Raw genomic sequence first — 15,717 nt, forward strand, 5'->3', positions numbered from 1 at the left:
TACTCTATGCTTTGGGACAAGGTCCCGTAAAAGGGTTTGCGATTGTATTGATGATAGGTATTGCTTCATCTTTCTTCTCAGCAGTATTTATCACAAGAGTGATTGTGTATTGGATGAGTAAAAAAGGTGAGAAGAGCAATATTTCTTTCGCTACACCATTTGCTAAAAACTTGTTTAGCGACATAAAAATTGACTTCTTAGGAAAACGTAAGGTAGCATATTTGATCTCAACAGGTATTATTGTCGTTGGGATGATTCTTGCCTTAACCTCAGGCATCAAATTTGGCGTTGACTTTACAGGTGGTAGGTACTATATAGTTGAATTTAGCGAATCAGTTCCTGCATCTGAATTAAAAGTTGGACTGGACAGTGAATTTGATGGTGCGGTAGAAGTCAAAACTTATGGGGCCAACAATGTCTTAAAAGTAACCACATCTTATTTGGTAAACGAAGACAATGATGAAGCCAACAGAGAAGTGGAAGACAAGGTTAGGAATGGTATAGCCACAGTAACCGGCTTTAGTTTTCTGGAAGATGCCACCAAGCTATCCGGAAATGATTTCTCAATCACAGGATCCAATAAAGTAGGAGCTACGGTAGCAGATGACATCAAAAATTCCTCATTAGAGGCGATGTTCTTCTCCCTTATAGCCATCTTCCTTTATATCCTATTGAGGTTTAGAAAATGGCAATTCTCGCTTGCTTCGATTATTGCATTGGTTCATGATACTTTTTTCGTCATTGCCGCTTTTGCGATCGCCAGTGCATTTGGTGCCACCTTCGAAATCGACCAAGTATTCATTGCCGCTGTATTGACAGTTATTGGTTATTCCATCAACGATACGGTAATTGTATTTGATAGGATCAGAGAGAATATTGCCAGCCGAGGCACAAGCAAAATTGTCCAGATGTTCAATGATGCAATCAACCAAACAATGGCCAGAACCCTAATTACCTCTGCAACTACCTTAATTGTAGTACTGGTCTTACTAATATTTGGTGGAGAAGTGCTTAGAGGATTCTCTTTCGCTTTGTTGATAGGTGTATTGGTAGGTACCTACTCTTCCATCTATATCGCAACTCCGGTAGTTGTGGATTTAATGAAAAAAGAAATCGAAAGTGAAAGTGAAGTTCCGGTAAAATAAGCCGAAAACGACACATTTTTTTATACAAAAGAGCCATTCTACTTTAAGAATGGCTCTTTTTCTTTATAAATGCAGATTAAATACCCTGAACAGGGTATTGATTGAAGTTTTAGTTATTGATACCTTGCAGACCTATCATGTTGTCATATGCAAATGTCATTCTATTCCATCGCGTTAATTCTTGGGATTTTATTTGCCACACTTTATTTGTTTTTGGGCTTTCATCCTAAAGAATATAGAAAGATTAACTTTCTGGTATTATTTATTCTGTTTACGGAGCTACTCTCTGTAATCATATGGTCCAATTCATCTAAAGGTGGGAGCGAAAATCTCTTGCTATACAATTTACTCTATGTATATGTAAGGCCTACAGCCATGTTGCTATTGTTTAGCCAGCTTCCCTTTAGTTGTCAACTTCAGAAAACAGTCTTTCCTACTATTTTTGGTTTCTTGATAACCGGTGGACTTATCAGCACCTTTCTCCAACCCCTAGGTGGGGCCATACAGTCTTATAGTTATTTACTCGGTCACGGATTAGTGCTGTCCTATAGTGTTATCTTCTTTAAAGACATATTGAAGCAAAGCAAGTTTAGAGACATCAATTTGCTGTCTTTGCCCTATTTTTGGATGGCCTCCTTGATTTTGTTTTCCTATGGAGAGAGGTACATATTCTTTATTTTAACCTATTATTATCCCTCCATAGGTGATTATAGTATGGGTCATGTTTTTATTTGGGTTCAATTCTTGGCGGGCATAATGTACTTATCATTAGGACTTTCCTTTTTTGCCCCCAGGGTTTTCAATAGATACTACACCTAATAAATGTCGGCTTTTGAAAATATAGTTTTTAATTTATAACCTTTAAATGTAAATTTAAACTTTAATCAAAAAACGCATTGTATGTCCTATCTATTCACTTCGGAATCTGTCTCCGAAGGTCATCCAGATAAAATATCTGATCAAATATCAGATGCAATTATTGATAATTTTCTGGCTTTCGATCCTAATGCTAAAGTAGCCTGTGAAACACTTGTTACCACAGGTCAGGTTATTCTGGCAGGAGAGGTCAATTCATCTACTTATTTGGATGTGCAAAAAATCGCCAGGGATGTCATCAACAGGGTGGGATACACTAAAAGTGAGTACATGTTTGATGGCAGCTCCTGTGGTGTTCTTTCCGCCATTCATGAGCAATCCCCTGACATAAACCAAGGTGTGGACAGGAGTGAACCTGAGGAGCAAGGCGCAGGAGACCAAGGAATGATGTTTGGCTATGCAACCAAAGAAACCAGCAATTTTATCCCATTAGGGCTTGATTTATCTCATAGGTTACTGAAAGAACTGGCTGAATTGAGAAGAGAAAATGACCAAATCACCTACCTACGTCCCGATTCTAAAGCTCAAGTGACTATTCAATACAGTGATGACAATACCCCGGAAAAAATTGTTGCCATTGTAGTATCCACGCAACATGACGAATTCGGCGAGGAGCAGGCAATGTTGGAAAAAATTAAAAAAGACATTGTTGAAATCTTGATCCCAAGGGTAAAAGCCCAACTACCGGAAACCATACAAAACCTCTTTAATGATGACATCCTTTATCATATCAACCCTACAGGTAAATTTGTTATTGGAGGTCCTCATGGAGATACCGGGTTAACCGGAAGAAAAATCATCGTTGATACTTACGGAGGTAAAGGAGCCCATGGTGGCGGTGCTTTCTCCGGAAAAGATCCTTCAAAAGTTGACCGATCTGCAGCTTATGCTACTCGACATATTGCCAAAAATTTGGTAGCCGCAGGCATTTCAGATGAAGTATTGGTGCAAGTTTCATATGCCATCGGCGTAGCCAAACCCATGGGACTGTATGTCAATACCTATGGAACAGCCAATGTAGGTTTGACTGATGGGGAAATTGCCAAAAAAATAGAGAAACTTTTCGACATGAGGCCTTATGCCATCGAAAATCGGCTAAAATTGAGAAACCCTATTTATGAAGAAACGGCAGCTTACGGGCATATGGGTAGAGAAAATGAAGTGGTAACAAAAACCTTTATCGCGCCCGACAAAGCTTCTATAACTTTAGATGTGGAACTATTTACTTGGGAAAAACTGGATTATATAGATCAGATTAAGAAAGAGTTTGGTCTTTAAACGAATATTTAATATTATTTTAAAAGGCAGCTTCAACGGCTGCCTTTTTTATTTAACCATACCTACCCAATAGTTGGCCCTAATTGCATTTAACCTCAAAGATGCAATCAACCTATTATAAGTTCTTTATGGCCAAAAACGAGATAAAGCAATGGCTGGAATATTGCTTAAACTACTCACATAAATAAATTAACCCTTTAATCAATTGAAATTTTGAAAATAATAAACTGTCCACAGGATCTTGCTAGCGACGCATCCTTATAAGGCATTTCCGGGAGATTAACTTATGCACACTAATTACGTAAATAATAAAGAGGGCTTATTCGGTAAATCTTTCAGTCAATGATTGCATAGCAAACGTTTGAAAGGGTTCAGGGGAAAGGTAATTCCATAGCCATTTGCCTCCGACCACGCTATGTAAGCCTAGGATATTTGCAGGCAGCCGTAGGTTTTTGTCTTATTGATTTATATCCAATGCTATGAAAAATAATGCACAAGTATTTCTAGAGAGTAGTCTCCACCTTTTTACCTATTACAAAAACTTAGGGGAGAAGGCGCTTCAACAAATCCCGGATGAAAAACTCTTTTGGCAATTCAATGAAGACAGCAACAGTGCTGCCACCATTGTAAAACATTTGTCAGGAAACATGTTATCCAGATGGTCTGATTTTATGAATTCAGACGGGGAGAAACCTTGGCGCAACCGAGATGCTGAATTTGAAAATGACCTGCATTCTCGAGAAGAGATAATGGAAGCCTGGGACCTCGGCTGGGACAGCCTTTTTCAAGCCTTGGAAAACTGTGGTGAAGATGACTTTGAAAAAAAAGTATATATCAGAAATCAATCCCATCATTTGATAGAAGCCATCAGCAGGCAACTTACCCATTATGCCACGCATATCGGGCAATTGATCTACCTTGCCAAGATGCTTCATCAGGGCAGCTGGAAAAGCTTCAGCATTCCAAAGGGAGCCTCTCGTTCATTCAATAAGGAGAAGTTTGATCAACCCAAAAACGATGGGAAGTTTACAAATGATTACTTAAAAGAAATAAAGAAGTAAACATGTCAATCAATAAAGAATACATCGACCAGCAGTATGAAGCCATTGCCCAAAAAGAGCTCAAAGCTTGGTTGGAAAAGCAACATCAAAGCCCTTCCATCCTCAACCGGATGACCAGCGGCACCCAAAGGTCTATCAATAAAATTATACCGGATAAAATTCATCAAGCCATCACTTACGCCATTGAAAAAATGGTAAAAGGGGTGCTCTTTGGCAACCAATTTATTGCCCCGAAACCCTTGCCCCAAGCTTCGCTTCGGTATAAGGAATTTAAGGCCAGAAAAAGCATTAAAACCTATACAAGAACGGCCTCTGTGGAGGGAGCCATTACAGGAGCCGGAGGTATATTGATGGGTTTCGCCGATCTCCCAGCCTTTTTGGCCATTAAAATGAAAATGCTATTCAATATAGCGGCAGCTTTTGGCCACGACACCAAAGACCTGAGAGAGAGATTGTTTGTACTTTATATTTTTAAGCTTAGCTTTTCTACGCAGAAAACGCGAAATGAAACCATAGGTATCCTTGAAAATTGGAACAGCTTCTCTCAAACTTTACCCGACAATTTGGATGACTTTGACTGGAGACAATTTCAACTGGAGTACCGAGATTTTATGGACCTTGCCAAACTGGCTCAAATGATACCGGTGATCGGTGCAGGAATAGGGGCAATTGCCAATTATAAACTGAGCCAGATGCTCGGGAAAAATGCCATCCTTGCTTACCGGCTTAGACACCTCCAAGAGGTAAAAGCAATCTCCGGAAATAACCCCGTCACCTAAAGCAAATTTGGGCTTACTTTTTTATTTAAGGTATATACGCTTTCCTTTTTTTGCACTTTCCTTGGCTGCATCTAAAATTTCTACCACCACCAAATTGTTTTCTAAAGAGGATAGATCTTTAGCAGTTACTTGAATTTCCCCTCTCACCACAGCTGCTAAATATGCAAAAGGGTCATTGTATGGATTGGTTCTTTTGGACAGGGTCTCTGCCTTTTCTTGTTTTTGTCCTTCAGATCTGCTCAACAAACTTGTACTGTTTTTAGCTACCATATACCCCGTCTTTCCATATACTTCCATGTCTTTTCTGCTAAAAGGCCAGTTCCAGGAAGCCTGTATTACCCCTTGGGCTTTGGGATATTCTAATAGAATGGTTGCTTCATCATCCACCTTGGGATAAATATCAGGTTTGATCTGTTTTAACTCAGCGGTAACCGATATGGGTTTTACCCCATCCATTAACCAAGTCATCAAATTGGCGCCATAGCATCCAAAATCAATGACAGCTCCCCCTCCATTCAAAACAGGATCTGTGAGCCAATCCAAAAATTCCTGATTGACACCAATCTCCATGGGTCCTTCATGCCCATCATTGACAATTACCCTTCTAACAGGACCTACTTCCTCTGCTTTCAGTCGCTTTTTTAGTTCATGGTTACTTGCATACCAGGTTGTTTCGTAATTGGTCAATAAATGGATCTGATATTTTCTGGCCAAATCTGCCATCTCTTTGGCATGTTCCATGCTGACCGCCAAAGGCTTCTCTACCATAACATGTATTCCTCGGGGAGCGCAAGCCTGCACTACCTCTAAATGCTCATAAATGGAACCAAATGCCGTGACAGCTTCAGGCTTAACAGCTGCAAAAAGTGACTCCATATCCGGATAAAGCAATTGCTTGTCTAAACCATGTTGAGACATCAAGCGATTGGCCAAATCTTTATTTGGTTCCACTATTCCTACAATCTCCACATCCCCCACATCTTCCCTGCCCAGTATCCAGTGAACATGGGAATGAGTAAGGCCCACCACCGCAATTTTCACAGCTGATTGTGCAAATAGACACTGAAAAGGTAGCAATATAAAAGCAGCAAAAAATATTAGTATTGATTTTTTCATGGTTTATTGTTTTTAATAGCGTCAATCAAATTATGGAAAAAACCATCTGAATTGCTTTTTCTTTTTCTTCTGGCTTTCTGTCGTCTTTTCTTATTTTGCTTTTTCCCCTTCACCAGGACCGATCTCACTGAGATCCCCACTTGTCCACTATACCAAGGTTGCCTACCAACAATATTGATATTGGGTTTATAATCTACAGAGAAATTTATCCCTAGCAAAGTAAGCTCTACACCACCAATAAAATCAACCCCTAGGGTTTTGTTGCCGTAGGTACGGATTATTTGCATGCTCTCGCTTACTTTCTGCCGACTTTCCTCTATTCCTACAGCAGCCCCAGCCCCGTAATAATAGTTTAGCCGCTTGGATAGTAGTGGCCGGTGTCTTTCCAATAGGGCATGGATGGTGGTATTGTACCCAAAATCTGACTGGACAATCCCTTCTAGGGTCAGTCCTTTTGTGAGTCGTTGCTGGACGGTAAAACCCAACATGCGTCCTTGATCATTATTTCCCAATCTCAATCCTGCGCTGGTGCCATAACTCTGTCCATAAGACCAAGAATAGCTTCCAATCAACATTAAACCTGTGAGTACAAGTGCTAAAGTGTATTTCAACATCACTATCAATTAAATATCAGGAACATCTACCAAAAAACCAGCCAGAACACGAAAATAAAACAGGAATTTTCTCGCTCTTAGCCATTTAGAATTAAATTAGGCAATGACAAAGCGCATATTTTAGGCTAATTTCTCTTTCTTTAAATCCTATTGTCTAAATAACGAGCCATTCAAACAATAAAACATTAAAACTCCTAAATTATTAATCAAAAGTGCTTGAATGAGAAGGATTTTCAGCCTTGCCTTGTGATAATGTTTTAATAAATAATTAAATTTAAGTTTAACAATGGAGCCTGAGTTATGAAATCAATTCTTTTATTTATTTGTTTTGCCATTTGTACCACGGTTTTTTCACAAGAACTGGAGGGTTCTTGGATTTTAACCCATCAAAATGGTGTTGCCATTACCGACCAAGAATTTATAAAAATATACCAGGATGGTTATTTTGCCTTTGGGGCAAAAGAAATAAAAGGAGACAAGTTTCTCTATGCCGGAGGAGGGGAATACGACTTGAATGGAAATGTTTACGAGGAACACCTCGACTTCCTAACCCTGGATCCAGATCAAATAGGGACTACCAATAAATACACATTGGACTTTGCCAATGATCGATTAGTCATTTCCACCAAGATAAAAGGGGAAGACCTGATCGAAATTTGGGAGAGGGTATCCCAGGAAAAAGACGAGCTGACAAGAAATTGGGTAATTACCGGAAGGAAACGTGGAGATAAGATAGTTGAAATGTCTCCGGGAGCGAGAAGAACCGTTAAGATTTTAAGTGGAGGGCGATTTCAGTGGATTGCCTTTAATTCTGAAACAAAAGCATTTAGTGGCACCGGTGGAGGTGAATATGAAGCCAAAGATGGGAAATACATTGAAAAAATCACATTCTTTTCCAAAGATGACAGTCGGGTTGGTGCTCAATTAGAGTTTGATTACAAGGTAATTGACGGAAAATGACACCACAGTGGCTTGAGTTAAGGGCGATCCCATATATGAAATTTGGTCACCTTATGAAGAGGCCTATAAAAAGGAAAACAACTAAGAACAAAAGCCAATCAGGCTTAAGCCAAGTGTAAAGAAGCATAAATTTCTCAACAAGCCAATAGGAGCTGTAATGGTAAAGCCATCAGATTTTGGGGTCAATTGGAACTTGTATTTTCAAGCCAAGCAAAAGGTAGGGTGCCATCTGACCATTTTTCAAAAAATCTGCTATAATCCGTACCAAATATCATTGAACCAAGAAGGATGTCAAGGTCGCCATCCCCATCCATATCTCCAGCATCCATAGCCATCCATCGTCCGTCTGCACTACCGGAAAAGGTGAAAGAATCAAAATTCAGGTCTCCTTTATTCTCAAGGTAAACAAAACTCTCCTCAGGACTTCTTTCATAATCCGGAAAAAAACTGATTGCCGCAATATCGACGTCCCCATCCTTATCAAAATCTGAAGGAATGGCTTTGTAGGCCCCATTAAGCGGATAAAAAAATGATTCTTTAAAATGGTTTGTTCCATCATTGATATAAACCCTGATCCCATGATAGGGCTTGAGTATTGGATCATAATCTGCATTATCTCCGGCAGTATAAATAATATCCTCTATCCCATCTCCATTAAAATCGTATAAATCAAAATAGCTAGATCCATATGTTGGAGGAAACCTTAATACCGGTTCCTCTGCAAAATTGCCATTTCCTTGATTATGGTATATAAAAATACCCTCATCTCCCTGGCCAAAAAGCGCGATGATATCTTTTAATCCATCGTTGTTCAAGTCACGGATATATGCTTTGGTAGCTCCCGGCTTATTCCTTAAAATAAACTTTTGAAAATTTCCAGTAGGACCTTGCTTCCACCAGCCCAGGCTTCCGGTATTTTTCCCGTATTCAGCAATGACCATATCTTCCAATCCATCCCCATCAAGATCTCCCATGTCCATATGTACGGGTCTTTGTAAATCTTTGGCCACAATTTTTGTTACCTCTCCGGCAGCATTTGGCAAGCGCATTACAAAACCCAGATCCATGTCTGTAGGGTTAAATGTACCGATTACCAAAGCATAGGAATACAGCTGCCCTTTATGCACCCATACTGTCCCTTCCGGGCTCGATGCTGTTTTCTGCACTTTAAATTGATTGTTCATGATGGAAAAGGAAGACCTACCTGCATCACTAATGTACCAGCGATCAGGGCCTATGATTTTCACCATTAAATGCATTGGGTTCTTTGTCTTATTGGGCGGGCGATTGAGTTTAAAGTTATTTAAGCCGGTTTTAATTTCTTTGACTTCAGTTTCCGGCAATTTGTCAGGAGCCTTCTCCAAATAATAAGCTTTGATTTTGTCAAAGATCAAAGTGTCTATTGTGGGAGACTTTGGGAAAACATTATTTCTTTCTACAATTACACCGGCTCGTCCTCCCTCCAAAAGATTTTCCCTGCTGCTGTCTGATTCATAGATACCAAAAAAATGACCCATTCGTGGGAGAATTGTTTTCCAGGTAGTTTTATTTAACTGACTGGGATCTGGGTACAAATGACATCCGGTACAATATGTTTTGGCAAGCATTTCTGCAGGCTTATCCAGAGGGTCTTGTAAAGCCTCCTTTTTCACTTCCTCCTTTGGGTTGGTAGGGTCCTCCTTTTGACTTTTTTTATCATTGGGATTACATGCTTGGCCTAAAATGATAAAACAAAGGGCAAGAAAGTACAGGGCTATCCTCATGAATGCAAAGGTTTGGATCTGATAGACAATGAATCGTCAAAGATAACCAAGGACTGTTAAAATCAAGCCATTAAATAAAAATCAATACCAAATACATTGGTAAAAACTACCTAAGTTCAATAATGAGATGAACTAATTGGCTTGTTTGTTTAGCTGCTCACCCGGCCTCAAACAATAAAGAATGGCTGTCTCAAGCTTTTCAAGATCAAAAGGCTTGATCAATACATAGTTCATTTGTGATGATTTCGTTTTGGCCATGTCGGAAAGGTCTGCGGTTACAGCCAACAAGGGAGTATTTTTTCGTAATTCGCCACATGCTCCGCTCCTTATTGCTTCTGCCGTTTGATAACCACTCAATACCGGCATTTGAAGATCCATGATAACTAAATCATAATAAGATTGCTTGATTAGTTCCAAAGCTTGCTTTCCGTCACTAGCCATATCAATTATAATGTGATCCCAATTTTTCAACATTGACTTCATTACCATTCTGATAATAGGATCATCGTCAACGATTAAAAATCGTTTGCCTTCAAACTCTAAACTAAAGTTATTGGATTTGCTGTTATTCATTGTTAAAAAGTAGGCTCGCTGAAAATAAAGACATAATATTAGAAAAATATTATTTATTTACCAAATATTTATTACAAACAGCGTATTAGTAGAATTAAAGTTCATTTTTTTGTTAAAATTATATTGAGCCGATTCTAAATCTAGATAATTACATCTTCGGAAATTAGGTTTCCTTATATAGAGAAATTCACACAGAACACTAATCTCTTAAATAAAATACGTTAAACTCGTAGAAATACGTAATTTTAATAGTTTAACTAATTTTTATTTTTTAAGTTTACATTATGGAACCACTAACAAACAATGAGGAGCAGGTCATGCGAATCATCTGGAAACTGCAAAAGGCATTGATAAGGGATGTATTGAATGAATTACCTGAGCCCAGGCCTCCTTACACCACATTGGCCTCAATCATCAAGCAATTGGAAAAAAAAGAATACCTAGATCACAAAACTTATGGAAATACACATGAATATTTTCCTTTGATAAGCAAAAAGACTTACCAACATAGCAGTTTTAATCAGATGGTAAAAAACTACTTCGATGGGTCTGCGAAAAATGTTTTGTCTTTTATGGTGAAAGAAGAAAAGCTAACTGAATGCGACATCCGGGAGCTGGAAAAAATTGTTGAAAATTATAAAAAGAAATCATCATGACAAGCCTTATCAATTACCTATGGGAAGGAGCTGTTTGTTTGACCATTCCTTGGTTGTTTTACAAGGCCGTCTTTGAAAAAAACACCTTCTTTGCATGCAACAGGGCTTATTTGCTGTGGGCAATAATCATGGCACTGGTTCTCCCTATTTTGGATTTTGAAGGTATAAACAGCATAAATTTGGCCAATGAAACTTACTTTTTTCAATTGCCAACTTTTGAATTTGACGGTTCAAATCAAGATGCAAATTTTTTCATGTCACTTTCCCTGAGCAGCATTTTGGTAGGCCTTTACTTTGTGGGAATGCTTTTTCCACTTACCAAATTTATAATAGGTATCCGCTCCTTAATACGCTCGTCAAAAAAAGCAAAAACCTCTCATAAGGGTAAATACACCCTATTGGAACATGCCTCTTTTGAGCCTTCTTCCTTTTTTCACTTGATCTTTTTGCCTCAAGGTTCACTTCAGTTAAGAAACAAAGTGGATTGGATAATAGATCATGAAGCAGCTCACGCTGATTTCAGACACAGCATAGACAAGTTACTGCTGCAATTGGTGAAAATTATCTTTTGGTTTTACCCCATTTATCTTTTGTACGAAACGGAATTAGAGGTGATCCATGAGTATCAGGTAGATAATAAAATGACCGCTAACTACCCGGTCGAAGAATACGCCTTGCTGCTAATTCATTTAGGAAGACCAAAAAGTGTAAATCAGTTGGCACATAATTTTAATAAATTTCAAATCAAAAAAAGATTAACCATGATGACACAACCCAAATCAAAAAGAATAACCAAAGGGCTTTATGCTTTGGCATTACCGTTATTTTTATGCCTCTTAGCATTGGTTTCATGTGAACAAAAGGATGAAATCGTGGAAGTAGAAATCCCGAAAGCTGAAACAATAACCGAACAAGCAATTCCAAATGAGATTTTTGAAATTGTTGAAGACATGCCGGTCCCTTATGAAGGTATGCAAGGATGGAACAAGTATTTAAGCCAAAATCTTAAATATCCTCAATCTGCCAGAGATCAAAAATTAGAAGGAACAGTTTACTTGCAATTTATAATAAACAAAGAAGGGAAATTAATTAACCCCACTGTAATAAAAAGTGTGGATCCGGATCTTGATGCAGAGGCACTAAGGGTAATAAAAAATTCACCCGATTGGACCCCGGGGAAACAAAAAGGAAAGGATGTAAATGTTAAAATAAATCTACCAATTCGGTTTAAGCTGAATTAATAATTCTTGGATTATTTGTGTTTGATTTTCCCGGTCGTGAGTAACAATTACCCGCGGCCGGGATTTTGGGTTTAAATGCCGTAAATGCTATTCTTTGATAAAATCAACCACTGCATGAATCACCTCCGGAGAACGTAACCGATGACCTAAACCGGTGGTCGTTATTAATTCCGATTGTGGCCAATGCTGATGAAGCAGCCGGGCATTACTAAAATCTGTCAACCCATCTTTTTGGTCATGAATAATAAGTCCGGGAATGGTCAAATTTTTAACCAAGTTAGGCAAGTTAACTTTGTTTAAATCTTCTTGAATAAAGGCTTCAAATTCAGCCGTAATATTTTTTATCGTGTGCAACTTAAGTCCCAATACTTGCTTGTAATACCCAATAAACTCTATGGCACTTCCCGGAGTTGACAAAGCGACAAGTTTCTTTACAGGTGGTAGCTTATACTTAGCAAAGGCATAAAAAAAAGAAAAGCTACCAATAGAATGGGTGACCACCGCCTCCACTTCTCCAACATCTTTTAATATTTGATTGATTAAAGCAGCATTTTCAGGTACCGTAAAGCGTCTACCTTGGCTTTGTCCATGTGCTGGTGCATCATAGGCCAATATTGTATAATCATTAGTTCCCAAAAGCACCTCAATGTATTCCTTCCATCTAAAGGAAAAGCTCTGCCAACCATGAATGAATAATATTTTCTTCGGTCCATTTCCCCATTGATATTGTCGAATCTTATTCCCTTTAAAAAGAATATTCGACTCCTTCGCGGTTCGAAGAAAGTCAATTTGTTTTTTACTTATTTTGGTACGAATCGGGGAGCAAAAATACTTGAAACCCAACTTTCCTCCTTGCTCTGGTGCAATACTATTCATGGTATTCAGAAAGAGTCCTGAAAACCTGTAGAAAAATCCACTTTTCATTTTAAAATTTAGAATTATTGGTGATCTGTTATTCGGGTTATATAAAAAGAATCGCTGTTACCCTCAAAACAAAAGTAAAATAAAATTCTTGATTTCTTAACAAAAACAAAAATTAAATCACGTATTTAAAAATAAACCAAATTATTAACTAATATTTTTTTACTTCGCCGGTACCAAATCCACAACTTTTATTCTTCTAATCAATGGTATACATAATAGGCTAATTACTATAGCGATATAACCAATGTACTCAAAATTCAAAAGTTTTCCATCTGTGCCTTCCACCAAAATAAGGCCTCCTATAAAAGAAGCTAAACCGGAACTTAATTGTTGAACAGCTGAATTGAAACTAAGAAAGCTTCCTCGGTTTTCAGCCTTGGCAGTACCGGTGATAAGCGCTGCAGCAGGGACCATACGACCATTAGAGGTAACAAAAAAGAGGGTTGATACGAGCAAGGCAAGTACAATTGGTGTGGCTCCTAAGTGCGTAATTATAGCAATTGGTATAACATTTAAACTCATAAAAATGGTAAAAATGGGGACTTTCCCATATTTGTCCGTTAGCCTACCTACCCACGGGGATGTAAAAACGGTAAAAAAACCACCGGCCATATAAATATAAGTCAATTGAATTTCTGAAAAACCTACATTGGCTACCATAAAAGGGCTTAGAAAAGGAATCACCATAAACTGCCCTAACATCATCATTACCGTTAAGGAAATGGCTCGCATTTGGTTGCCATTGTTGGTGACTCTCCGGATCACTTGAAGGGGATTTGGCTTTAAATTTCCTTCACTTTTAGGCACGGAGATAGAGGGAACGAATTTATAAATAAGCCCTAGTATTATCGTGGCAAGTAAAGCCAAAAAGAAAAATGGAGCGTGCCAATTGGACATGCTGGCAATAAAAAGACCAAAAGGAACGCCTACTACCGATGCCACTGAGAAAGCTGCCATTACCAAGCCCATTGCTCTACCTCTTCTTTGGTCAGGTATGGTATCTCCTATAATTGCAAAAATTAATGCTGAAGTTAAACCTCCAAATAGTCCGGAAAGAATTCTCGAAAATAACAAAAAAGGATAGTTGGGAGACAATGCACAAGCCAAAGTCCCTACCAAAAAGCCTAAAAACACCCACATCAGTATACTTCTCCGATCATATTTGTCTAGGATAAAAGCACCAAAAAAGCTACTTACCCCTGCACTTAAAGTGTAGGATGAAACCAATAAACCAAATTCTTGTGGAGATATATGAAATATTCGCATCAACTGAGGTCCCAATGGCATTAAAATCATAAAATCCACTATATGGGTAAAATTGATGGCCGCCAAGGTCCAAAGTAGAAGTTTCTCCTTTTGCATTTTATAGAAATTTATTTTCTTAAAACCTTTCTCCCTTACTTATAGTTCTTTGAATTATAGATATAAAACAAAAGATAGTGAAGCCTCACATTTGTGAATTAAATGGCAGGGAGCTAAAAACGGACAACTAAAACAAAATTACTTAGGGCAGACCAAGCCATAAAGTAAAATAATAGGCCTTATAATATTATATACAAAATTTGCGATTGATTAAAAATTGGTGTAAGGCACTTCCAATCCAATAAATCTACCTACCTTTACAAACTTTATCAACTCCTATATACAATTGCGTTTAAACTTATTGTTTTTGAATTCAAGTAATTCAGGTGAATTGATAGCCTGATTTTCTTGGTATTTAGATTATCTATTGAACATCCACGATGAATGGTTTTGGTGATACTCCATCAGGGTAACCTTTGCAGAATTCAAAGCGAATTTGTCAATTAATCAAGCCATTTCGGGTTATATCTCCCTCAATCTTAATTCTAGCAATTTAAAACCCAATATAATTATATAGGTTAATATCAGCCGGATAGGCAAAAATTTTAATTTGCACTACAACACATAATACGCGAGGTGCAAAGCACAGGCATACATTGCCGCATAAATGAAAAAGCATGACATTCGAACAATTAGATCTTATAACGCCAATCCTGAAGGCACTTCAGGAAAGAAATTACAAAGAACCAACAGCCATACAGGCCCAGGCCATCCCTAAAATACTGGCCAAGCGAGACATTCTGGGAAGTGCCCAAACAGGTACCGGAAAAACTGCGGCCTTCTCACTTCCTATCATTCAGTTACTTCACACAGAGAAAAACAATCATAAAGGTAAATTAGCCATCCAATCCTTGATAGTAACCCCAACCCGAGAATTGGCTATTCAAATTGATGAAAATATAGCCCATTATGGAAAATACACCAAGCTAAGACATGCTGTAATATTTGGGGGAGTCAAACAAGGGGCCCAAGTAAACGAACTTAGGCGAGGAGTGGATATCTTGGTGGCAACTCCGGGCAGATTACTAGACCTTATCAATCAGGGATTTATAAAATTGGATCAAATCAAAATCTTTGTCCTTGATGAGGCAGATCGTATGCTGGACATGGGCTTTATTAATGACATCAAAAAGCTACTGAAATTATTGCCAAGAAAACGCCAATCCTTGTTTTTCTCAGCTACTATGCCGGACAATATTGTTTCTTTGGCAGGAAAAATTCTTACGGACCCGATTAAAATCGAAGTTAACCCGGTTTCTTCTGCCGCAGAAACAGTCAAACAAAAGGTTTATTACACCAATAAAAGCTCAAAGAAGGACTTGCTTTTCCATATTTTGGAAAACAAAGAAATCGACCAGGTTTTGCTTTT

At 38.3% G+C, this 15,717-nt stretch carries 15 protein-coding genes; 9 read left to right on the forward strand and 6 right to left on the reverse strand.

The window, feature by feature from the left end; genetic code table 11:
• The 5 genes from secF to AAC037_RS05480 all read left to right on the forward strand — a co-directional run.
• The coding region (gene secF, locus AAC037_RS05460; protein WP_339902032.1) for a protein translocase subunit SecF at nt 1-1,145 on the forward strand (1,145 nt) is incomplete at its 5' end.
• 147 nt (nt 1,146-1,292) lie between these two features.
• Entirely contained in the window at nt 1,293-1,964 is a 672-nt protein-coding gene (locus AAC037_RS05465; protein WP_339902033.1) for a hypothetical protein, read from the forward strand.
• 81 nt (nt 1,965-2,045) lie between these two features.
• Nucleotides 2,046-3,299 carry a methionine adenosyltransferase gene (metK, locus tag AAC037_RS05470; RefSeq protein WP_339902034.1) on the forward strand — a complete coding sequence of 418 codons (1,254 nt, stop codon included), beginning with the start codon at nt 2,046-2,048 and terminating at the stop codon, nt 3,297-3,299.
• A gap of 479 nt (nt 3,300-3,778) precedes the next feature.
• Entirely contained in the window at nt 3,779-4,360 is a 582-nt protein-coding gene (locus AAC037_RS05475) for a DUF1572 family protein (protein ID WP_339902035.1), read from the forward strand.
• 2 nt (nt 4,361-4,362) lie between these two features.
• Nucleotides 4,363-5,139 (forward strand): EcsC family protein, encoded by a 777-nt coding sequence (locus tag AAC037_RS05480; protein ID WP_339902036.1) that lies wholly within the window; start codon nt 4,363-4,365, stop codon nt 5,137-5,139.
• A 21-nt stretch (nt 5,140-5,160) separates the two neighbouring features.
• Here AAC037_RS05480 and AAC037_RS05485 read toward each other — a convergent pair whose 3' ends face one another.
• Together AAC037_RS05485 and AAC037_RS05490 are read right to left on the reverse strand one after the other, a co-directional pair.
• Entirely contained in the window at nt 5,161-6,255 is a 1,095-nt protein-coding gene (locus AAC037_RS05485) for a Gfo/Idh/MocA family oxidoreductase (protein ID WP_339902037.1), read from the reverse strand.
• A complete protein-coding gene (locus AAC037_RS05490) occupies nt 6,252-6,869 on the reverse strand; it encodes a hypothetical protein (protein WP_339902038.1) in 618 nt (205 codons plus the stop codon). Before AAC037_RS05490 ends, AAC037_RS05485 begins: the two co-directional genes overlap by 4 nt.
• Before the next feature lie 300 nt (nt 6,870-7,169).
• Here AAC037_RS05490 and AAC037_RS05495 point away from each other — a divergent pair, with 300 nt between their 5' ends.
• Complete coding sequence (locus AAC037_RS05495) at nt 7,170-7,829, forward strand: hypothetical protein (RefSeq protein ID WP_339902039.1); 660 nt, start codon at nt 7,170-7,172, stop codon at nt 7,827-7,829.
• Between the two features lie 182 nt (nt 7,830-8,011).
• Here AAC037_RS05495 and AAC037_RS05500 read toward each other — a convergent pair whose 3' ends face one another.
• Nucleotides 8,012-9,592: a VCBS repeat-containing protein gene (locus AAC037_RS05500; RefSeq protein ID WP_339902040.1), complete on the reverse strand. Its 1,581-nt coding sequence runs from the start codon at nt 9,590-9,592 to the stop codon at nt 8,012-8,014.
• 132 nt (nt 9,593-9,724) lie between these two features.
• Nucleotides 9,725-10,165, reverse strand: a complete 441-nt coding sequence (locus AAC037_RS05505) for a response regulator (RefSeq protein ID WP_339902041.1) — start codon at nt 10,163-10,165, stop codon at nt 9,725-9,727.
• 284 nt (nt 10,166-10,449) lie between these two features.
• On the opposite strand from AAC037_RS05505, the gene AAC037_RS05510 reads away from it, so the two are divergent.
• On the forward strand, nt 10,450-10,821 hold the full coding sequence (locus tag AAC037_RS05510; RefSeq protein ID WP_339902042.1) for a BlaI/MecI/CopY family transcriptional regulator: 372 nt from the start codon (nt 10,450-10,452) through the stop codon (nt 10,819-10,821).
• Nucleotides 10,818-12,062, forward strand: coding sequence for a M56 family metallopeptidase (locus AAC037_RS05515; RefSeq protein ID WP_339902043.1), 1,245 nt, complete (start codon nt 10,818-10,820; stop codon nt 12,060-12,062). The genes AAC037_RS05510 and AAC037_RS05515 overlap by 4 nt, the downstream gene beginning before the upstream one ends.
• A gap of 87 nt (nt 12,063-12,149) precedes the next feature.
• Here AAC037_RS05515 and AAC037_RS05520 read toward each other — a convergent pair whose 3' ends face one another.
• Nucleotides 12,150-12,986, reverse strand: coding sequence for an alpha/beta hydrolase (locus AAC037_RS05520; protein ID WP_339902044.1), 837 nt, complete (start codon nt 12,984-12,986; stop codon nt 12,150-12,152).
• 159 nt (nt 12,987-13,145) lie between these two features.
• Nucleotides 13,146-14,348, reverse strand: coding sequence for an MFS transporter (locus AAC037_RS05525; RefSeq protein WP_339902045.1), 1,203 nt, complete (start codon nt 14,346-14,348; stop codon nt 13,146-13,148).
• 617 nt (nt 14,349-14,965) lie between these two features.
• Here AAC037_RS05525 and AAC037_RS05530 point away from each other — a divergent pair.
• Nucleotides 14,966-15,717: DEAD/DEAH box helicase (locus tag AAC037_RS05530; RefSeq protein ID WP_339902046.1), on the forward strand; the 752-nt coding region annotated here is incomplete at its 3' end.

The organism is uncultured Cyclobacterium sp., from assembly GCF_963976465.1.
Classification (GTDB): domain Bacteria; phylum Bacteroidota; class Bacteroidia; order Cytophagales; family Cyclobacteriaceae; genus Cyclobacterium.